The sequence below is a fragment of the Streptomyces thioluteus genome, from assembly GCF_039535865.1.
Window position 1 is genome coordinate 1 of record NZ_BAAAXZ010000073.1, and the last position, 20,034, is coordinate 20,034.

Here is a 20,034-nt window from a genome sequence, read left to right on the forward strand (position 1 = left end):
TGCCGGGGGGGCCTCCCGCTAGCCGCCAAACTCGTGGCGATGGTGTTGTCACAGGCCAGCACCGACGGGTCAGCTGACCAGTCCCTGCGTGACTCACGAGTTCGGATGACATGGCTATTATCCCGCATCGAAGCGTACTAGGCGGTCTCCCGTGGCGCGGTGGATTTCACACTAGCGGCGATGAACAAGCCCCACAGGTCCTCCCAGCTACCAGCCGTTCAGCCTGTGTCGAGCAGGCATGCGCGCTGGGAGCGAGCCGCAAACGGTGTGTGTGAGTACTTCCGGGGATCGGTCTCCCCCTCGTACGACGCCTGCACCAGCAGCGCGAACAGGAACGTCGCCAGGAACACGGCGAAGGTGCACTTGGTGATCCGGCTGCGCACGTAGAGCCGGACGACGCGGGGCGAAAACTGGCCACTGGCCATCTGGAGCGCGACCAGCGAGATCGAGAAGACCACACCGATGAAGGTGAGCATCGCCGAGCCGACGGTCGAGACGATCGTCCGCGCATCGTTGGCGATCTTGATGAGCGAGGCGACGGTGTCGTAGTCCCCGTCCTCCTGGAGCATCCCGACGTACAGCTCGTCCACCACCAGCACGACCACCGCCCCCACCACGGCCCCCCGCCAGCCCCAGCGTCGGCGTGAACCAGAAGGTGTCCCGCAGATGCTCCCGCAGTGGGGACAGCGGACGGGGAACGCGCCTGGTGGGAGCGGGTGCGGGGGCCTCCGGGTGGGGTTCCGGGACGGCCGGCGCCGGGGAATGTCCGTCATTGCCCATAAACAGACCTTATGTCCGGGAGGAAATCCCTGGTGAAAGGCACTCCGAAACCTTGATAGAGTTATCCATGTCGCCGCGGGGAACGCCCCGCAGAGACAAACACCTGGTCCGGGTGGCGGAATGGCAGACGCGCTAGCTTGAGGTGCTAGTGCCCTTTATCGGGCGTGGGGGTTCAAGTCCCCCCTCGGACACCAGCAGAGACCCCAGTTTCATCTGGGGTTTTTCTGTTTCCTGGGCAGTGGCGTGACCAACCACGTGACCAACGGCCCAGTGATCATGCCTTTAGACCAGGGCAGACAGGCCGATCCGGCCCGCTCCGGAGGCGGCGAGCTTCCGCGCTCCGTCCTTACGTGAGTGCCCGTACCGGGCCATCGTGTAGCCCGGCGAGTGGGTGCCGGACATTCGCGGAGACCTCGACGGGGTTCTCCCCGGCCTCCAGATCGTTCGTGACCTTGCTGTGCCGCCAGTCGTGGATACGGAAGCCGTCCGGGAGCTTCAGCCGGGTCCGCAGCGTCCGCCACCGGGCGGAGACCTTCTCAGGGTCCTGGGGTCGTCGGCCTTACCCTGGTAGAGCTTGAACGCCAGGTCGTGATCCACTCAGCCCCCAAGGCGCTCCCGCTCGCCCTCCTGCCGCTGCTTTTGCCGCTCGCGGGCGTCATCGCGGACTGGTCCAAGTCGGAAGGCCGCGTTGTCATGCCCGTCCTTGGTCGCTTCCGCAGCCGATAGGGGGGCTCCTCGATCATCGTGCCGTCGGGCACCCCCCGGCTCACGTGGCCCGCGCCCGCCTACTCCAATGGCTGCGGCATGATGGACCGCCTCGGCGAGCACCTGCCTACAGACTGTCGTGTCCTTCCTAACCCGACGGGATCCGCGTAGTGTTCCGTTTCTGACCACACTGCGCCGGAACCTGGATGCGTATTGGCGGGCCGTGGGGGCGCGGTGGATACGCGGCCACTGGCCAAGTCTGCTACGGTCGCAGCAGTTCCTGCGCATCCCCAGACAAGAACAGCTACTAGGACGGCGAGACGAGGGGCCGGATGCTGCCACATCGTCGGGCCCCTGGCCACCGGCCTCGCCCAGGCTTTGTGGACGATTTCGCTGGCGTGATACGCGCGGACCCGGCAGGTCCTTCGGGCGGCCGATCGCTGGCCATAACCAGGCCATCAGTTCAAGGGATGCGCCGTGACAGTGTGCTACGACATTAGGTTCGGTGACTGTCACACGGCCACGGCTCGCCTGGTGCGCGACGCAGCGCCTTCGCGTGGCTTGCCGTAGCATGCGTTGTCCGTGCGATATTTGCCTAGCTCATTCAATGGGTCTTTATGACCACAAGGCAGGCCGCGCTCGCTCAAAGCGGCGTCTGACTCCTTCGGACGATCGCGGTGTGGGACATAGCGGCCCGGGAGGTCCACCCAGTCCACCGGTCGCGGCTACGCGGCTGTGTGTCAGTGAAACTGAATGTACACCGTTTCTGGCACCTGTGGGCAATGTAGTGGGCGCGGACTGAGTAAGGCCATATATCCATCGCATAGTGGAGATCGGGAGGTCACCACGCGAGGTCCTCGGATGCTGATCGCCCGCGAGTGGCATGGCGGGCTGACCCCGCGTGGGGCCGGACGCCCTCGTCCGGCCCCACGCGCCGCCCCCGCCCCTGCGAGAATTCCCCCATGGCAGAGATCTTCCAGACAGACGGCACCTGGACGTTCGACGGCAGCACCATACGGATCGTCCCGGGCCGGGAGCGCGGGGTGCACCTGGTCCGCCAAACCCTGGGCGAGCTGACCGTTCCCCTGGCCGCCGTCGCCGGCATCGCCTTCGAGCCGGGCCGCAAGGGAGGCCGGCTGAGGCTGCGGCTGCGCGACGGCGCGGACCCGCTCTCGCAGGTGACCCGCGGCCGGCTGTCGGACGCCGCCGATCCGTACCAACTGCGGACGGAGCCCGACCGCTCCGGCGTCGCCGAGTACTTCGCGGAGGAGGTCCGCACGGCCCTGCTGCTGGAGCAGGTGCCCGAGGGCCCGGCCGACCGCTATCTGCTGCCCGGCCCCGCCGTCCCGGTGTCCGCCGGCGCCGGGGACGGCACGGCCTCCTTCGACGGCGAGCGCGTCCGCCTGGAGTGGAACTGGCTCACCGACGACGGAAAGGGCTCCGGCGGCCCGCGCGAGTTCCCGCTCTCCGACATCCGCGCCGTGGAGTGGCTGCCCGGCGTCGGCCTGGAGAACGGCTATCTGCGCTTCGAGGTCCAGGGCTCGCCCACCAAGGCCCGCCCCAAGTACGACCCCAACGCGATCGAGCTCTACGGCTTCAAGAAGGACGGACTGATGGCCCTGGTGGGCGCCGCCGTCGTGGCCCGCCTGCCGCACCCGACCGCGGACCGGGGTGGGCGACGGCTCCACGGCCCGAGCCCGTCGAGGCGCCCGCGCTCCCCGCCACCGGGCACCCCGGCCGACGACCACGACACCCTGCTGCGCCGGCTGCCGAGCTGGGTGAGCTGCATCACTCCGGGGTCCTCACCGTGATGAGGATTTCGCCGCCGCGAAGCAGGCAATTCCTCCAGCGTTTCTGACCAAATCCCCCACCCCTCACCAGAGGGCCTGCCCGAATTCGTGCAGGATTCTTTGCGAAAGGCGCTCCCACCCCTCAGTATCGACGGGTGCTCGAACGCCGTAGCGTCCCATGACGACCTGGTTGACCACCTGTGCGAGCACAGCACGCCGCTTCAGCGCGGCGAGGCCGCCCGGGTGGTCCTGGACGTCCCTGGCGTACTTCGACGAGACGCCGAGTGAGTTCCCTCTGTCCCGCCGCCACCGCGAACTGCACAGGCAGCGCGGTCTGACCACACGCCGAGATCTTCGCCAGGATCTCGCCGAGCTGCGCCCGCGCCGGTGGCGCCACCGCGAACTCTCCCTGCGCCATGCTGCGCCGCATGGTCTACGGCTTGAGCGCACGGCCGCGCCGGACCACGGCGCAACGCGGCTCCTGCCGCCGCAGAGCATCCATGAACTCTGTCCTGGTAGGAGGGACCGCACCATGTGTGTGGAATCGTCGGTTACATAGTCAGTGCAAGCGCGACGTCGCCCCGCTGCTGCTGGAGGGCCTGCAGCGCCTGGAGTACCGCGCTACGACTCCGCCGGCATCGCCCTGCACGCGAAGCGGCAACTTCTAGACGGCCTGGCCTACTGAGTACCGCCAAGGCCAAGGGCCCGCGTCCGCGAGCTCGGAGTGCCCGCTCCCCAAGCGCTTCAGCGGCAGCACCGGGCATCGCCACACCGCGCATGGTGCCACCACGGCGCGCCCAAACGATTTCCCTCCCAACGCCCCACCCGCACATGGACGGCGCCGAGACCGTCTGCGGTGGTCCACAACGGCATCATCGTGACAACGCCTCCGAGCTGCGCGCCCGGCTGACGGCCGAGGGCATCACCTTCGTCTCCGGACACCGACACCGAGGTCCTCGCCCACCTCATCGGCCGTTCCGAGGCCGGCACGCTGGAGGAGAAGGTCCGCGAGGCACTGCGGCACATCGAGGGCACCTACGGCATCGCCGTGCTGCACGCGGACTTCCCGGACCGCATCGTCGTCGCCCGCAACGGCTCCCCGGTCGTGCTCGGCATCGGCGAGAAGGAGATGTTCGTCTCCTCCGACGTCGCCGCGCCTGGTCAGCCACACCCGCCAGGTCGTCACCCTGGACGACGGCGAGATGGCCACCCTGAAGGCCGACGACTACCGCACCTACACCACCGAGGGTTCCTCCACCTCGGCCCAGCCGACCACCGTGGAGTGGGAGGCCGAGTCGTACGACATGGGCGGCCACGACACGTACATGCACAAGGAGATCCACGAGCAGGCCGACGCCGTGGACCGCGCCCTGCGCGGCCGCATCGACGACCGCTTCTCCACCGTGCACCTGGGCGGTCTCAACCTGGACGCCCGCGACGCCCGCGCCCGTGCGCCGGGTGAAGATCCTGGGCTGCGGCACCTCGTACCACGCCGGCCAGATCGGCGCCCAGATGATCGAGGAAGCTGGCCCGGATCCCCGCCGACGCCGAGCCGGCCTCCGAGTTCCGCTACCGCAACCCGGTCGTGGACCCCGACACCCTCTACATCGCGGTGTCGCAGTCCGGTGAGACCTACGACGTGCTCGCCGCCGTCCAGGAGCTCAAGCGCAAGGGCGCCCGCGTCCTGGTCTGGTGAACGTGGTCGGTTCCGCGATCGCCCGGGGAGACCGGACGGCGGCATGTACGTGCACGCCGGCCCCCGAGGTCTGCGTCGTCTCCACCAAGTGCTGTTCACCAACATGGTGGTCGCCTTCGGCCTGTTCGCCCTGCACCTGGGCCGCACCCGCGACCTGTCCGTCGCCGACGGCAAGCGGATCATCGAGGGCCTGCGCAAGCTGCCCGGCCAGATCGAGGAGATCCTGGCGAACGAGGCGCAGATCGAGAAGCTGGCCGCGGAGTACGCGGACGCCAAGTCGATGATGTTCATCGGCCGTGTCCGGGGCTACCCGGTGGCCCGCGAGGCCTCGCTGAAGCTCAAGGAGGTCTCGTACATCCACGCCGAGGCCTACCCGGCCTCCGGCTCAAGCATGGCCCGCTGGCCCTGATCGAGCCCGGCGATGCCGACCGTGGCGATCGTCCCGGACCGACGACCTGCTGGAGAAGAACCGCGCCGCGCTGGAGGAGATCAAGGCCCGCAGCGGCCGCATCCTCGCCGTCGCGCACCAGGAGCAGGAGAAGGCCGACCACACCATCGTCGTGCCGAAGAACGAGGACGAGCTGGACCCGATCCTGATGGGCATCCCGCTCCAGCTGTTCGCCTACTACACGGCCAAGGCGATGGGCCGCGACATCGACAAGCCGCGCAACCTCGCGAAGTCCGTGACGGTCGAGTAGTCCTCGGCCTCCGAAGGGACGGTTCTCCCCGCGCGTGCCACCGAACGCGCAGGGAGACCGCCTCCCCGGTGCCGGCGTCGCCCTCACGCCGGCGGTGATGCCGCCGGTCCCGGGAACCGTCACCTCCCGCCCGGCAGCAGGGTCTGCCCGTCAGATACCCGCGGGCGAGGCGCTATGCACTCCTACGCATGAGTAGATTGCACGGGGCGTCAAAGTTTGAACCGCAGCATCACCCGTACAGACAGCGGGAGTTGATGCTGCGCCGCAGCGCATCGCGTCGCGGATGCCCCGTTACGGGATGACGACGACGGGCCGCTGCGCCCGGCGCGCCAGCCGCCCCGCGACCGAGCCGAAGATACGGCCGACGATGCCGTGGGTGGAGCCGACCACGATCGCGTCGGCCGCGTACTCGCGCCCGACCTCCTCCAGCTCGTGGCAGATGTCGCCGCCGCGCTCGACCAGGATCCAGGGCACCTCGGAGAGATGGTCGGCGCAGGCCAGCTCCAGCCCCAGCACCTCGGTGCGGTGGTCCGGGACGTCCACGAAGACCGGCGGCTCACAGCCCGCCCAGACGGTCGTCGGCAGCCGGTTGGCCACATGAACGATGATCAGCCCGGAGCCGGAGCGCCGGGCCATGCCGATTGCATACGCAAGCGCCCGCTCGCTCGAAGTCGAGCCGTCGAAGCCCACCACGACGCCGTGCTGGAACGCCGGATCGCAGGAATGACGTGTTTCTTCCACCGCTTCGGGAAGCGCCGTCTGATCGGCGATCCGCTTGCGGTCCGCGGGTTCGGAGAATTCGTGACCGGCCATCGGTGTCTCGGCGAAGGGAGTCCTCGTACGGAGGGGCGTCGGTGGGCTGACTTGCGGGTCGCGCCGTGTTCCGCACCGGGGCGGCCGGCGTCAGAACGGCGACAAAAATCCGTCCGGGATTCATCTTTTCAAGGGCTTACCCCCCAGGGTAAAGCCCCGCACGACGGGTGCCCAGGGTCCTGACCTCCGACAGCGGCCGGAAGGAGCCGGCCGACGCCGGACGGCCCCGGGGCCGGCGGACCCCCGGCGGACGGTGCTCGGCACTCGGAGTCCCCCTCGACGGGTGTGACGGCTGACGGGTGAGCGTTCCCCGGAGCATGCACGAGGGCCGCCCGGAGCGCAATGCCCCCTTGGCCCTACCCCTGCCCACTGCCCCAGTGACCCACACGCCCGGCCGGCGTTGTACTACCGCCAGCAGCCGCCGCCAGGGAGCCGCTCCGTGCCCGGAACCCGTGATGACGCACAGGACGACGACACCGTGAGGGAATCGCCCGATCCGGTGAGCGACGTGGTGCGCTGGGCGGCGTTCAGCTGCGCCCTGGTGCCCGTCGTGCTGTTGATGTGCGGTCAGTCCTTCGGCGGCGCCGCCGGCAGCGCGGCCGGGCTGGTCGCGGTCACCTGCGCCTGCCGGGCCCTGCTGCGCCGGTCCGAGCGCGCGGCCGGGCGCGCCGTCCGCACCGGACGGCTGGCGAGCGGGCCCGTGGAACAGGCCGTACCGCACCGCGGCCGGCACGGCCGTACGGGGAGCGGTACGCACCGCGGCTCCCGGCACGCGGGCACCAGTACGCCCCTCGACTGATTTTTTGTACGACGACACCCGTATGTTTTCGGCCAACTTCAGGCCGAAGGCCCTCGCTTGGCCTGACCAGCCCCCAACAGCCGGGCGACCAGCAAGGAAAGGACCGCTGAGGGCGGTTGCACCCTACGGGGATTGGGCAGTGGCGAGAGGCGTACTTTTCACCGGGGCCTGCAAGTGCAACGCTTCGTGATCGAACGCTTCGCGCCAAGTTGTCATGTCGACATAGAGCCGGGTGGTGAACTGGTCACCGCGACTACATCCGACACAGTAGATTCGATCTTGGCCATGACCGGCGGGGGAACCGTTCAGGACCGAGGGGAAACGTGCAGGACCGAGAGGACTCGACCGCCGAGGGGGGCTTAGCGCCATGAGCCAGGACTCCACGACCGTACCGGAGACCGTGCGCAAGCTCTCCGGACGCCGCCGCCGGGAGATCGTCGCCGTATTGCTGTTCAGTGGCGGCCCGATCTTCGAAAGCTCCATTCCGCTCTCCGTATTCGGGATCGACCGGCAGGACGCCGGAGTTCCCCGCTACCGCCTGCTGGTTTGTGCGGGCGAAGATGTGCCATTGCGAACGACCGGCGGTCTGGAACTGACCGCACCGTACGGCCTGGAGGCGCTCTCCAGGGCCGGCACCGTCGTCGTACCGGCCTGGCGGTCCATCACCCAGCCACCGCCGCCGGCCGCCCTCGACGCACTGCGCCGGGCCCACGAGGAGGGCGCCCGCATCGTCGGGCTGTGCACCGGTGCCTTCGTACTGGCAGCCGCGGGACTGCTCGACGGCAGACCCGCCACGACCCATTGGATGTACGCGCCGACGCTCGCCAAGCGCTACCCCTCGGTCCACGTGGACCCCAGGGAGCTCTTCGTGGACGACGGTGACGTCCTGACCTCGGCGGGCACCGCCGCGGGCATCGACCTGTGCCTGCACATCGTCCGCACCGACCACGGCGCCGACGCGGCGGGGGCCCTGGCCCGCCGGCTCGTCGTGCCCCCGCGCCGCAGCGGCGGGCAGGAGCGCTACCTCGACCGTTCTTTACCCGAGGAGATCGGCGCCGACCCGCTCGCCGAGGTCGTCGCCTGGGCGCTGGAGCACCTCCACGAGCAGTTCGACGTGGAGACCCTGGCCGCCCGCGCCTATATGAGCCGCCGCACCTTCGACCGCAGGTTCCGCTCGCTCACCGGCAGTGCGCCGCTCCAGTGGCTGATCACCCAGCGGGTGCTCCAGGCCCAACGGCTGCTGGAGACCTCCGACTACTCCGTGGACGAGGTCGCCGGGCGCTGCGGTTTCCGGTCGCCCGTCGCCCTGCGCGGCCACTTCCGCCGCCAGTTGGGGTCCTCCCCGGCCGCCTACCGGGCGGCCTACCGGGCACGGCGGCCGCAGGGCGGACCCGACGGCCGGCCGGACCGCCCCGAGCGGGCGGACCGTACGGAACGGGGTGAGCGCTTCCCGGGGACGGAGCCCGTCGAGCCCCGGTCCGGGGAGCCGTCGGTCATGAGCATGAGACGGAGCGCCGCCCTGGCCGCCGCGCACGCCGTCACCGGCGCACCGCTCGGCGGCGACCGGCACCACGGGCACGGTGGACACACCGGGCACGGGCTACCGGTGGGCCACGGCATCGGTCATGGAACGAACCCGGTGGAACCGGGCAAACCGGAATCCGACCTCTACAGCCCTCACCTGCCCGGCCAGCGGGAACGCCCCGTAGGGTGAGCCCCATGAACGATCGCATGGTGTGGATCGACTGCGAGATGACCGGGCTCTCGCTGTCGTCCGACGCGCTCATCGAGGTGGCCGCCCTGGTCACCGACTCCGAGCTGAACATCCTCGGCGACGGTGTGGACATCGTCATCCGCCCGCCCGCCGAGGCCCTCACCACCATGCCCGAGGTGGTGCGCCAGATGCACACGGCCTCCGGGCTGCTCGCCGAGCTGGACGGCGGGACGACGCTCGAGGAGGCGGAGCGGCAGGTCCTGGCGTACATCCGCGAGTACGTCCCGGAGCCGGGCAAGGCCCCGCTGTGCGGAAACTCGGTCAGCACGGACCGCGGTTTCCTCCTGCGGGACATGCCCGAGCTGGAGGGGCACCTGCACTACCGCATCGTCGACGTCTCGTCGGTGAAGGAGCTGTCCCGCCGCTGGTACCCGAGGGCGTACTTCGCCAGCCCGAAGAAGAGCGGCAACCACCGGGCGCTCGCCGACATCCGCGAGTCGATCGCCGAGCTCCGCTACTACCGGGAGGCGGTCTTCGTCCCGCAGCCCGGCCCGGACTCCGACACCGCGAAGGCGATCGCGGCCAAGCACGTCCTGCCTGTTCAGGGATAGTGACGTAGCTCGCTCCCGGTTCGGCGAAAGCCGGGAGCGAGCACCCCTCCGGACCCTGTACACTTTTTCTCGGCCGGTGGGAAACACGGAAACAAACGCCGGACGTGGTGGGTATAGCTCAGCTGGTAGAGCACCTGGTTGTGGTCCAGGATGTCGCGGGTTCGAGTCCCGTTACTCACCCTGATCGACCCGAGGGCCCGGTCTGCGAAAGCAGGCCGGGCCCTCGGCGTTGTGCCCCCTCCGCTCCCGCCCCGCACACCGACACGCCGGAGCGCGCCCCCGGACGCCCCCGCCGCCGCAGCGCGGCGCGTCCTTGACACTCCGCCAGCTTGCGGCAGAGTTTCCAGCACAGATCCGGAAGCACCCCTGCCGCACTCCCCGCATGCCCGGCCCGTCCTGGAGGACGCATGCACACCAGCGCGCACGGCCGGCGGCGGCGCCGGACGGTGGTGGCCCTCGCCGCTGCCGCCCTGCTCGCCGCCGGGGCGCTCACCGGCTGCGCCGGGGACGGGGACGACGGGCGGACCACGCTCTCCGTGGGCACCTTCGGGGTCTTCGGCTTCAAGCAGGCCGGGCTCTACGCCGAGTACGAGCGGCTGCACCCCGGGATCCGGATCAAGGAAAGCGTGATCGAGCGCAACGACACCTACTACCCCCAGTTCCTCACCCACCTGGTGACCGGCGGCGGGCTGGCCGACGTCCAGGCCGTCGAGGTCGGCAACGTCCACGACCTCGCCCGGGACCTCGGCGACCGGCTCACCGATCTGTCCCGCGCACCCGGGGTCCGCGCGGACGCCTGGCTCCCGTGGAAGTGGGCCCAGGCCACCGCCCCCGACGGCAGGACCGTCGGGCTCGGCACGGACATCGGACCGATCGCCGTCTGCTACCGCAAGGACCTCTTCCGGCAGGCCGGGCTGCCCACCGAACGGGAGGCCGTCGGCCGGCTCTGGGCCGGCGACTGGCACAAGTACCTCGCCGTCGGCCGGACCTACCGGGACCACGCCCCCGCGGGCACCGTCTTCACCGACTCGGCCGCCGGGATCTACAACGCCGCCATCCACGGCTATCCCGAGCGCTACTACGACCGCGCCGGGCATCCGCTGTACACCGGCGGGGCCGGCCGTCCGCACCGCCTGGGACCTCGCCGTGCGGGCGGCCCGCGACGGACTGACCGCGCGGCTCAAGCAGTTCGAGAAGCCCTGGGACCAGGCGTACGCCAACGGGCGCTTCGCCACCGTCGCCTGCCCGCCGTGGATGCTCGGCTACATCAAGGAGAAGGCCGGGGACGCGGGCCACGGCACGTGGGACGTGGCCGCCGCGCCCCGGCCCGCCAGCTGGGGCGGCTCCTTCCTCACCGTGCCCAGGGCGGCCCGGCACCGGGCCGCCGCCGTCGCCCTCGCCGCCTGGCTGACCGCGCCCGAGCAGCAGGCCCGGCTCTTCGAACGGCAGGCCAGCTTCCCCTCCACCCCCGCTTCGTACGCCATGCCGCAGCTCCGGGGCGCCCGCAACGCCTACTTCGGCGGCGCGCCCGTCGCCGAGATCTTCGCCGCGGCGGCCGGCCGGGCCCCCACGCTGGTGACCGGACCCCGGGAGCAGCAGATCGGGACCGCGTTCACCGACGTCGGCATCCCGCAGGTCGAGCAGCAGGGCAGGGCGCCGGAGGCGGCCTGGGCGGCGGTGCAGCAGGAGATCGAGAACGCGGTGGACGAATGACGGCCGCGCCCGCGACGACGGCACGCCCGCCCGGCGCCGCGGACCCCGGGCCGGAGGAGCGCCCCGGCACGGCGGACCGGCGCGCCGCCCGGCGCAGCCGCCGCCACCGCTGGGACGTGCGCTACAGCCCCTACGCCTTCGTGGCACCGTTCTTCCTCTTCTTCGCGGCATTCGGGATCTTCCCCCTCCTGTGGACCGGCTGGGCCTCGCTGCACCGGATGGAGCTCACCGCCCCGGACCGTGCGCGGTGGACCGGGCTGCACAACTATCTGCGGCTGCTGGACGACGCGTTCTTCTGGAACGCGCTGGGCAACACCGCGGTCATCGGCGTCCTGTCGACCGTGCCCCAGCTGCTGATGGCCCTGGGGCTGGCGCACCTGCTGCACCACCGGCTGCGCGCCGCGACCTTCTGGCGGGTCGCGCTGCTCGCCCCCTACGCCACCTCGATCGCCGCGGCCACGCTGGTCTTCGTCCTCCTCTACGGGCGGGACTACGGCATGGTCAACTGGGCGCTGGGGCTGGCCGGGTTCGGGCCGGTGGACTGGCAGAACGGCACCTGGGCGGCACGGATCGCCGTCTCGTCGATCGTGGTCTGGCGGTGGACGGGCTACAACGCGCTGATCTACCTGGCCGCCATGCAGGCGGTGCCGGACGAGCTCTACGAGTCGGCGGCGCTGGACGGGGCGTCGCGTCTGCGGCAGTTCCGGCATGTGACCGTGCCGGCGCTGCGGCCGACGATCCTCTTCACCGTCGTCGTCTCCACGATCGGGGCGACCCAGCTCTTCGGCGAGCCGCTGCTGTTCGGCGGGGCGGGCGGGCAGAAGGGCGGGGCCTCGCACCAGTTCCAGACCCTGGGGCTGTATCTGTACGAACAGGGCTGGTTCAGCTTCCACCTGGGACGCGCCGCGGCGGTCGCCTGGGCCATGTTCCTGATCCTGCTGCTGGTCGCCGGGGCGGGTGGGCTGGCCGCCCGCCGGCTGCGCGGGGACGGGTGAGGGGCCGCCGTGCGCGCGCGGGGAGGCATCCGGGGACGAGCGGCCGGACGGCAACTGCACGCCGGGCCGGCCACGTACGCGGTGCTGGTGCTCTTCACCGGGGGCTCGCTGCTGCCCCTGCTGTGGACGGCCGTCGCCGCCTCGCGCGACAACACCCGGCTGGCGCACACCCCGCCGCCCCTCTGGTTCGGCCCGCACCTCGCCCGCAATCTGGACATCGCCTGGGGCGAGGCCCGGCTGGGGCTCGCGGTGCTGAACACCGTGCTGGTGGCCGGGAGCGTCGCGCTGGGGACCGTACTCTTCTGCACCGTCGCCGGCTTCGCCTTCGCCAAGCTGCGCTTCCGGTTCAGGAACGTCCTGCTGGCCGCGGTGGTCGGCACGATGATGGTGCCCCCGCAGCTCTCCGTCGTCCCCCTCTTCATGACCATGGCCCGGCTGGGGTGGACCGACCGGCTGCAGACCGTCGTCCTGCCCACGCTGGTCAGCGCGTTCGGCGTCTTCTTCATGCGGCAGTACCTGGCGGAGGCGCTGCCCACCGAACTGATCGAGGCCGCCCGGATGGACGGGGCGAGCAGCCTGCGGATCGTGCGGCACGTGGTCCTGCCGGTGGCCCGGCCGGCGATGGCCGTGCTGGGAATGCTCTCCTTCGTCCAGGCGTGGAACGACTTCTTCTGGCCCGTGATCGCGCTGACCCAGGACAACCCGACCGTCCAGGTCGCCCTCACCGGGCTGGGCCGTGGATACGTTCCCGACCAGGCCGTCGTCATGGCGGGGGCGCTGCTGGGAACGCTGCCCCTGCTGCTCGTGCTCGCCCTCTTCGGCCGCCACATCGTGGGCGGCATCATGCGCGGCGCGGTGAAGGGCTGACCGCCGTGCATCCGCTGTCACTTGCCCCTCCACCTGCCCCTCCATTTGGCCCTCCTCCCCCCACTCACGGAGTGCTTCCATGCCCATGACCTCCTTCCCGCCCGGCTTCGTCTGGGGCGCCGCCACCGCCGCGTACCAGGTGGAGGGGGCGGCGCACGAAGGCGGCCGCACCCCTTCCATCTGGGACACCTTCTGCCGGACCCCCGGCAAGGTGCACGGCGGGGACACCGGTGACGTCGCCACCGACCACTACCACCGCTTCCGCGAGGACGTCCGGCTGATGTCGGACCTCGGCATCGGCGCCTACCGCTTCTCCGTCTCCTGGCCGCGCGTCCAGCCCACCGGGCGCGGCCCCGCGTCGCAGCGCGGCCTCGACTTCTACCGGCGGCTCGTCGACGACCTCCTCGCCCACGGCATCCAGCCCGTGCTGACCCTCTACCACTGGGATCTCCCCCAGGAATTGGAGTCGGCCGGCGGCTGGCCCGAGCGCGAGACGGCGCGGCGCTTCGCCGACTACGCGCACCTGACCGGCGAGGCGCTGGGCGACCGCGTCGGATCCTGGACCACCCTCAACGAGCCCTGGTGCAGCGCCTTTCTGGGCTACGCGGCCGGGGTCCACGCCCCCGGGCGCACCGACGACGCGGCCGCCCTGCGCGCGGCCCACCACCTGAGCCTGGCACACGGGCTGGGGGCGCAGGCGCTGCGCGCCGTCCTGCCCCGACGGGCGCGTATCTCCGTCGTCCTCAACCCCAACGACGTGCGGGCGCTGACCACTTCGCCGGGGGACCTGGACGCGCGGCGGCGCATCGACGCGCTGTCCACCCGTATCTTCACGGGGCCCATGCTGCGCGGCGCATACCCCGACGACCTGCTGGCGGACACGGCCGGGATCACCGACTGGTCGTTCGTGCGCGACGGCGACCTGGACGTCATCAAGCACCCCCTCGACTGGCTGGGCATCAACTACTACACGCCGTCAGTGGTATCAGCCGCCACTGACCAATCACCCCTCACCTGGGCCTCCGCGTATCCGGGGCTCAAGGCGTCGCCTTCCACCAGCCACCGGGCGCCCGGACCGCGATGGACTGGACCGTCGATCCGTCCGGTCTGTACGAGCTGTTGATGCGCTTCCACGCGCGAGGCGCCCGGCTTGCCGCTCGCCGTCTCGGAGAACGGGGCGGCATACGACGACAAGCTTCGTCCGGACGGGAAGGGGGTCGTGCACGACCCCGAGCGCGTCGCCTACCTGCACGGCCATCTGGACGCGGTGCTGCGGGCGTTGGGGGACGGGGCGGATGTGTGGGGGTACTTCGTGTGGTCGCGCTGCTGGACAACTTCGAGTGGGCGTACGGGTACCAGCAAGCGGTTCGGGGTGGTGTACGTGGATTATGGGACGTTGGGCGCGTACGCCGAAGTCGAGTGCGTGGTGGTATCGGGATGTGGTGCGGACGGGGCGGTTGCCGTCGGCGGGTTGAGGGTGCCCGGTTCCCGCCCTTTCACCGTTTCCCGGGGAGGCCCCGGCCCCCGTCCGCCCTCCGGGCGGAAGCGGGGGCTCCGCCCCCTGCACACCCCGAAACCGCGCAGCGCGCTGCTGCGGAAACGGTGAAAGGGCGGGACCGGGGCAACCCCCTCAGTGGAAAACCGACGGCGGCGGCTCCGGGGACGGCCGCGCGTTCGCGTCCGTGACCGGCAGCGCCCCACCCGTGAAGTCGTCCAGTTCCCGGCCGTGTTGGACCCGGCCCTGATGCGGATCCGTCGCGCAGCGGCGCGTCAGCTCCGCGACCGGCAGCGGACGGTCCGCCGCCAGCAGCACCGCATTGCCGAACCGTTTTCCCCGCAGCACCGCCGATCCGCCGTCAGGCACAGCTCGGGAAAGACCGTCCGCACGGTCGCGATCTGCTCCTTCACATGGAGAGCGGCGGACCGTCCGCGAGGTTGGCCGCGTAGAAGCCGCCGGGCCGCAGCACCCGCCGCACCTCGCCGACGAACTCGGCACTGGTCAGATGGGCCGGCGTCCGGGCGCCGGAGAAGACGTCGGCGATGATCAGGTCCGCCCAGTCCTCGGGCACCTTGGCCAGGACCGCCCGCGCGTCCCCGCCGCGCACCCGGATCCGCCAGGCGGGATCGAGCGGCAGCTCCCGGCGTACGAACTCGACGAGCGGCGCATCGATCTCGACGACCTACTGGACCGACCGCGGCCGGGTGGCGCCGACGTAGCGGGCCAGGGTGAAGGCGCCCCCGCCGAGATGGAGCACCTGGACCGGCTTCCCGGGCGGGGCGACCAGGTCCGCGATGTGGCCGAGCCGGCGCTGGTAGGAGAACTCCAGATGGGTCGGGTCGTCGAGGTCGACATGGGACTGGGGCGCCCGGTCGATCAGCAGCGTCCGGCCGCGCGGCCGGTCGGGGTCCGGCTCCAGCTCCGCCGTCCCGCCCGCCACCTGCGCGGTGACCGGCTCCGCGGCGCGTCCGCGCCCCTGACCTCTGTTTTCCTCGTGCCACACGGCGATTATCGCCTCAGCGGCAGCGGTCGACGGCCTCGATCGTGCGGGCCGCCTCGCCGAGCGCCGCCCGGAGCACGGCCGGATCGGTGGCCTCGGAGAACGCGGCGTCCGGGGCGACCAGCCAGCCCGTGCCCGTGACGGGCGGCTCGTGCCGGCCGGCGCGGGCGCCCGGCCGTACGCCTGGGTGCAGGCGCTGCCGGGCAGGTCCCAGGCGGCGGCGGTGCCGGCCGGCCACGAGGAAGCCGAGGTGTGGCAGTCCCCGTCGTGCAGGACGGGCCCGACGCCGTCGCGCAGCCGGAGGATGTCCACCGCCTCCAGGCCCTGCCGGGCGGGCACGGTCACCAGGTCGCAGGGCGTGCCCTCGCCCGGCGTCGCCCGGACCGGGCGCGGGACGGGACCATGCCCGGGACGCGGCTGGTGAAGGGCCGGCCGCCGTCCGCGAGCCGCCGATGTCCACTCCGGCTTCCGCCAAGGGAAACGCCTCCTCCGCCACGCTTCGCTGCATCTGTCGCCGCCGCCGCGTCCCCCGTCGGCGGGCACTCGCTCACGCCGTTCAACTTCCCTCCCCCGTCAACGGCTACGCGCCACGCCGTCACAAAGGATGGCAGTTCATGGCGGATGGCGAGTGGGATATCCGTTTTGTAGGCAAACCGGACGTACTGGATTCACCATAGCCGGTACGGTCGTCTCCGCCGCACGGCAGCACCACCGTCCGCCCCGGCACCCGGCGGGGCGGCAGTCGCCAGGAGAGGGCCCGGACATGGCGTCGCCCCACACGTCCCCGTCACCTCGTCCGCCACGACCCAACACCGCCTTCCGCCAGCTGCGCGGGCAGCGCTCACCTGGGGAGTTCGCCGCCCTGGTGCGCCGCGCGGCGCGGAGATCGGCGAGCAGGTCTCGTGCGACGCGCGCTACATCGGGCGCGTCGAGTCCGGCGAGATCCGCTGCCCCAACTACGCCTACGAGCGAGTCTTCCGGCACATGTTCCCGGCCGGGACCCCATGGACATGGGCTTCCTGCCCAGGGCGGCCGTACGGGGACGGTGGGCGCGCAAAAGGGCGGTGCGCCGTCCGCACACACACCGAGAGCCCCGCCGACGACCGCACCTCCGGCGTCGGCGGCACCAGCGACGAGGAGAGCGACGTGTTGCGCGTCGCGCGTTCATGACGGGCGGCACGGCGGCGGTGGCCGCCGTGTCCCTGGCCGGCGTCGCCGACGCCCGGCCCCGCCGGCACGCCGGCGAGGCGGAGGCCGTCGCGGTGGAGCAGGCCGTCCGGCGCATCCGGCTGCTCGACGACCGGCACGGCGCGGACGCGCTCTACCGGCGCGCGGCCCGGCCGCTGCGGGCGGCGTACGACCTGCTCGACGCGGAGACGCGACGACGGTCGGTCGCCGACCCGGCTGCACGCGGGCGCGGGCGAGCTGGCGATCTCGGTCGGCTGGCTGGCGCACGACTCGGGGCGGTTCTCCGACGCGCGCGCTCGCACTACGCGGAGGCGCTCGCGACCCGCGCGGCTCGCGGGGGACCCGGCGCTGGAGGCGCACGCGTTCTGCAACACGGCGTTCCTGGCGCCGCGACGCTGGGCGGCCCCCGGGAGGCCGGTGCGGGCCGCGCAGGCCGCCCAGCAGGCGGGCCGCCGGCTCGGCTCGGCGCGGCTGATGTCCCTGCTGGCCCTGCGCCGAGGCCGGCGGCTGGTCCCGGCTCGGCGACCGCGCGGCGTGCGAGACGGCGCTGCTGCGGGCGCGATCGCTCTTCGGCCGGGCCCGAGCGACGCGGACCCCGAGTGGATGACGTTCTTCGGGGAGGCGGAGCTGGAGGGGCTGGAGGCGCAGTGCTGGTCCGCGCTCGGCGACCGGCCGCGGGCGGTGGCGCACGGGGAGCGGGCTGTGGCGCTGGCGGATCCGCACTTCGCGCGCAACATCGCGCTGTACACGGCGCAGTTGGCGGACGATCTGGCGCAGGGCGGAGCGCCGGAGGCGGCCGCCGAGGCGGGGGAGCGGGTGCTGGCCCTGTTGCGGCAGGTCCGGTCGACCCGGATCGGGGGATGCTCGGCTCGACGGTGCGGAGCCTCCGTCCGCACCGGGCCGATTCGCACGTCGCCTCGTTCCTGACGCGGCATCAGCGGCTGCGGGCTTCCGCGTAGGACTCCCCCGGGAGGCGCCCCTACCCCAGGTGCCCCGTGTCCGTTCCAGCGCTCGATCGCCGTCTCCCCGTAGGCCCAGCCCAGGACCGAGAGGGACGTCGGGCTCCAGGCGGATGCGCGCCGCGGAAGGAGACGTCGTAGCCGAGCCAGCGCGCGGCGATCACGCGCAGGATGTGGGCCGTGGGCGAAGACCAGGACGTCGCGGTCGCCGAGCGGGCCCAGGCGACGACCTCGTCGGCCCGCGCCCCGACCTCGTCCAGGGTCTCGCCGCCGGGGACGCCGTCGCGCCAGATGAGCCAGCCGGGGCGCTGTGCCTTGATCTCGGCGGGGGGTCATGCCCTCGTAGTCGCCGTAGTCGAACTCCATCAGCGCGTCCCAGTCGGCCGCCCGCTCGCCGAAGCCGGCGAGTTCACAGGTCTCCTTGGCGCGGACGAGGGGGCTGGTGGCGACCTCGACGCCGGGCAGCGCGTTCCAGGGGCGCGTGCAGTCGTTCGCCGAGGAGCTTCGCGCCGCGCCGGCCCTCGTCGAGGAGCGGGATGTCCGTGCGGCCGGTGTGCTTGCCGGACAGCGACCACTCGGTCTGTCCGTGCCGGGCCAGCAGGATGCGCGGTGCCATGGGGAGGACCCCTTCGGAGATCTCGGTGGTGGAAACCCTCGGTGACTTTCCGGTGATTTCCACCACAAATGCGGAGCGATGACGAGTTCCATCATCACCCACTCGCGCAACAGGCGTACCGGCCTCTCCGGGCAACCCAGGGCCTCGAACGGGCGTCTTTGTGCCCATGCCCCTCGCACGGGAGCGAACCGGGAGTGACCGGGCGTTTCCGTGAGTCACGGGGCGTGTGCGTCGCACGTGGCGTACACCGTACGGTTGCATGCGCGCTTGTTGGCCGCCTGAACACATGGAGAGCGTCGGATGTACCGCACCGCTAGCACTCGGTAAGCGGCCGCGCTGGTGGACGCGAACTGCCGCTGATCGCCGTCGTCTACGCGGTGTACTCGGCGGGTCGTCTGCTCGTGCGGGGGGACGTCGCGACGGCGGTCGATTCACGGTCTGTCCATACTCGACCTCGAAAAGCGATTTCGATATAAATTTCGAGCACCCGCTCACCGGCTCTTCACGGTACCACGCCATCTCTCGGCGTCCCCGCCGACTTCGCGTACGCCTCCCTGCACTACATCCTCACCCCGGCCATCCTGGTCTGGATCTTCAGCGCCGCTCCGAGCACTACCGCAAGCGTCCGCACCTGGCTGATGATCTCGACCCTCATCGGTCTCGTCGGCTTCACCTGCTGCCCACTCTGCCCCGCCCCGGCTGCTGGACGTACGTGTACGGCTTCACCGACACGATGCCGGCAGTACTCCTCGGACGGCTGGTGGGGCTGGCGACGCGAGCGCCCCGCGCGGGCTCGGCGGGCTCACCAACCAGTACGCCGCCATGCCCAGCCTGCACGTCGGCTGGGCCCTGTGGTGCGGCGCCGTCCTCTGGCGGTACGGCCGCGGCGCCTGGGTCAAGGTCGCCGGCGTCGCGTACCCGCTCGCCATCACGCTGGTGGTGATGGGCACCGCCAACCACTACTTCCTGGACGCCGTCGCCGGGCACCGCGCCGTCATGGGCGTCGGCCTGCTGCTCACCTTCCGCCCGCGCTGCGGCTCGCCGAGCGGATGCCCGCGCACCCGGTTCGCCCCGGACCCCCCCCGCCGACGCGGCCGGCGGGGGAAACCGCCGGGGCACCCGCCCGTGTCAGTGCCGGATGCGAGACTTCGGCACGTACAGCGCTGTCGCGCACGGCAGCGCCGGAGACACAGCCCGAGGCGGACGCCGGTGACCCCGTTCACTGCGGACATCCCAGCAGAGTTCCCCCGGCAGAGCGCCCGGCGGCGCGCGCCGGGGACAGCAGCCCCTGACGGCGTCTGGCGGCAGCGGCTCGCTGAGCTTGCGTCGGCCGCCTGCGATCGCGCCGCGGCCGCTCGCACGCCGCGCCCTCGCGCCCTGGCCGCCAACCCGGGCTGCCGCCGCCGAGGGCGACTGCTGACGGCGCCGGGATCACACGACCAGGCGCGCCCTGCCCGGCCCTGGGCTCCCCCGCCGCTTCGGCCGAGTCCCGTTCGCCTCCGCCCGCGGCACGCCTTCGAGGCCCGGGTCAAGGCCAGACGCGGCGCGCGGAGCTGGTCCGGCTGCTCTCACCGCGAGCTGGGCGAGGGGCC

11 protein-coding genes, 2 tRNA genes and 9 pseudogenes are annotated in these 20,034 nt (G+C 71.7%); 15 read left to right on the forward strand and 7 right to left on the reverse strand.

The window, feature by feature from the left end; all coding sequences use genetic code 11:
• Window positions 1–263: 263 nt before the first annotated feature.
• Window positions 264–687, reverse strand: a pseudogene (locus tag ABD794_RS09390) (DUF2254 family protein); the annotation flags it as partial.
• Between the two features lie 199 nt (window positions 688–886).
• Between ABD794_RS09390 and ABD794_RS09395 the strand changes: the two are divergent.
• The 4 genes and pseudogenes from ABD794_RS09395 to glmS all read left to right on the forward strand — a co-directional run bounded on the left by ABD794_RS09395 (window position 887) and on the right by glmS (window position 5,669).
• Window positions 887–974 (forward strand) — tRNA-Leu (locus tag ABD794_RS09395).
• 1,473 nt (window positions 975–2,447) lie between these two features.
• A pseudogene (locus ABD794_RS09400) lies at window positions 2,448–3,327 on the forward strand (DUF4429 domain-containing protein); the annotation flags it as partial.
• 103 nt (window positions 3,328–3,430) lie between these two features.
• Window positions 3,431–3,715: pseudogene (locus ABD794_RS18770) on the forward strand (hypothetical protein); the annotation flags it as partial.
• Between the two features lie 94 nt (window positions 3,716–3,809).
• Window positions 3,810–5,669, forward strand: a pseudogene (gene glmS / locus ABD794_RS09405) (glutamine--fructose-6-phosphate transaminase (isomerizing)).
• 291 nt (window positions 5,670–5,960) lie between these two features.
• Here glmS and ABD794_RS09410 read toward each other — a convergent pair.
• Window positions 5,961–6,482 (reverse strand): universal stress protein, encoded by a 522-nt coding sequence (locus tag ABD794_RS09410; RefSeq protein WP_185946061.1) that lies wholly within the window; start codon window positions 6,480–6,482, stop codon window positions 5,961–5,963.
• Between the two features lie 439 nt (window positions 6,483–6,921).
• Between ABD794_RS09410 and ABD794_RS09415 the strand changes: the two genes are divergently transcribed.
• From ABD794_RS09415 to ABD794_RS09455, 9 genes and pseudogenes are all read left to right on the forward strand, one after another.
• Window positions 6,922–7,281, forward strand: coding sequence for a hypothetical protein (locus ABD794_RS09415; protein WP_344962313.1), 360 nt, complete (start codon window positions 6,922–6,924; stop codon window positions 7,279–7,281).
• Window positions 7,282–7,648: 367 nt separating this feature from the next.
• Entirely contained in the window at window positions 7,649–8,995 is a 1,347-nt protein-coding gene (locus tag ABD794_RS09420; RefSeq protein ID WP_344962315.1) for a GlxA family transcriptional regulator, read from the forward strand.
• 5 nt (window positions 8,996–9,000) lie between these two features.
• Window positions 9,001–9,606, forward strand: a complete 606-nt coding sequence (orn, locus tag ABD794_RS09425; RefSeq protein WP_344962317.1) for an oligoribonuclease — start codon at window positions 9,001–9,003, stop codon at window positions 9,604–9,606.
• A 107-nt stretch (window positions 9,607–9,713) separates the two neighbouring features.
• A tRNA-His gene (locus tag ABD794_RS09430) sits at window positions 9,714–9,786 on the forward strand.
• A gap of 227 nt (window positions 9,787–10,013) precedes the next feature.
• A pseudogene (locus ABD794_RS09435) lies at window positions 10,014–10,520 on the forward strand (extracellular solute-binding protein); the annotation flags it as partial.
• Window positions 10,521–10,752: 232 nt separating this feature from the next.
• The gene (locus tag ABD794_RS09440) at window positions 10,753–11,319 is read left to right on the forward strand and encodes an extracellular solute-binding protein (protein WP_344962320.1); all 567 of its coding nucleotides are present in this window, start codon (window positions 10,753–10,755) and stop codon (window positions 11,317–11,319) included.
• The gene (locus ABD794_RS09445; protein WP_344962322.1) at window positions 11,316–12,314 is read left to right on the forward strand and encodes a carbohydrate ABC transporter permease; all 999 of its coding nucleotides are present in this window, start codon (window positions 11,316–11,318) and stop codon (window positions 12,312–12,314) included. The genes ABD794_RS09440 and ABD794_RS09445 overlap by 4 nt, the downstream gene beginning before the upstream one ends.
• Before the next feature lie 9 nt (window positions 12,315–12,323).
• The gene (locus ABD794_RS09450) at window positions 12,324–13,181 is read left to right on the forward strand and encodes a carbohydrate ABC transporter permease (protein WP_344962318.1); all 858 of its coding nucleotides are present in this window, start codon (window positions 12,324–12,326) and stop codon (window positions 13,179–13,181) included.
• An 85-nt stretch (window positions 13,182–13,266) separates the two neighbouring features.
• Window positions 13,267–14,787 (forward strand): annotated as a pseudogene (locus ABD794_RS09455) (GH1 family beta-glucosidase).
• 24 nt (window positions 14,788–14,811) lie between these two features.
• Here the strand turns inward: ABD794_RS09455 and ABD794_RS09460 are convergent.
• The 3 genes and pseudogenes from ABD794_RS09460 to ABD794_RS19300 form a co-directional block, all read right to left on the reverse strand.
• Window positions 14,812–15,682 (reverse strand): annotated as a pseudogene (locus ABD794_RS09460) (spermidine synthase).
• Window positions 15,683–15,695: 13 nt separating this feature from the next.
• Window positions 15,696–16,154 (reverse strand): hypothetical protein, encoded by a 459-nt coding sequence (locus ABD794_RS09465; RefSeq protein WP_425585976.1) that lies wholly within the window; start codon window positions 16,152–16,154, stop codon window positions 15,696–15,698.
• Between the two features lie 487 nt (window positions 16,155–16,641).
• Window positions 16,642–17,169 (reverse strand): hypothetical protein, encoded by a 528-nt coding sequence (locus ABD794_RS19300; protein ID WP_486389118.1) that lies wholly within the window; start codon window positions 17,167–17,169, stop codon window positions 16,642–16,644.
• Here ABD794_RS19300 and ABD794_RS19305 point away from each other — a divergent pair.
• Window positions 17,111–17,794 (forward strand): NsdA family TPR-like regulatory protein, encoded by a 684-nt coding sequence (locus tag ABD794_RS19305; protein ID WP_486389117.1) that lies wholly within the window; start codon window positions 17,111–17,113, stop codon window positions 17,792–17,794. The genes ABD794_RS19300 and ABD794_RS19305 overlap by 59 nt on opposite strands.
• A 134-nt stretch (window positions 17,795–17,928) precedes the next feature.
• Here ABD794_RS19305 and ABD794_RS18775 read toward each other — a convergent pair.
• Both ABD794_RS18775 and ABD794_RS18780 read right to left on the reverse strand, forming a co-directional pair.
• Window positions 17,929–18,291 (reverse strand): annotated as a pseudogene (locus tag ABD794_RS18775) (phosphoglycerate mutase family protein); the annotation flags it as partial.
• On the reverse strand, window positions 18,236–18,442 hold the full coding sequence (locus ABD794_RS18780; protein ID WP_425585977.1) for a histidine phosphatase family protein: 207 nt from the start codon (window positions 18,440–18,442) through the stop codon (window positions 18,236–18,238). The gene ABD794_RS18780 and the pseudogene ABD794_RS18775, both read right to left, overlap by 56 nt.
• 563 nt (window positions 18,443–19,005) lie before the next feature.
• On the opposite strand from ABD794_RS18780, the pseudogene ABD794_RS09480 reads away from it, so the two are divergent.
• A pseudogene (locus ABD794_RS09480) lies at window positions 19,006–20,034 on the forward strand (phosphatase PAP2 family protein); the annotation flags it as partial.

Bases quoted from the DNA above. Each gene is read 5' to 3' on its own strand.
- orn (WP_344962317.1), top strand. From the start codon at position 9,001: ATGAACGATCGCATGGTGTGGATCGACTGCGAGATGACCGGGCTCTCG.
- ABD794_RS18780 (WP_425585977.1), bottom strand. From the start codon at position 18,442: ATGGCACCGCGCATCCTGCTGGCCCGGCACGGACAGACCGAGTGGTCG.
- ABD794_RS09445 (WP_344962322.1), top strand. From the start codon at position 11,316: ATGACGGCCGCGCCCGCGACGACGGCACGCCCGCCCGGCGCCGCGGAC.
- ABD794_RS09420 (WP_344962315.1), top strand. From the start codon at position 7,649: ATGAGCCAGGACTCCACGACCGTACCGGAGACCGTGCGCAAGCTCTCC.
- ABD794_RS09410 (WP_185946061.1), bottom strand. From the start codon at position 6,482: ATGGCCGGTCACGAATTCTCCGAACCCGCGGACCGCAAGCGGATCGCC.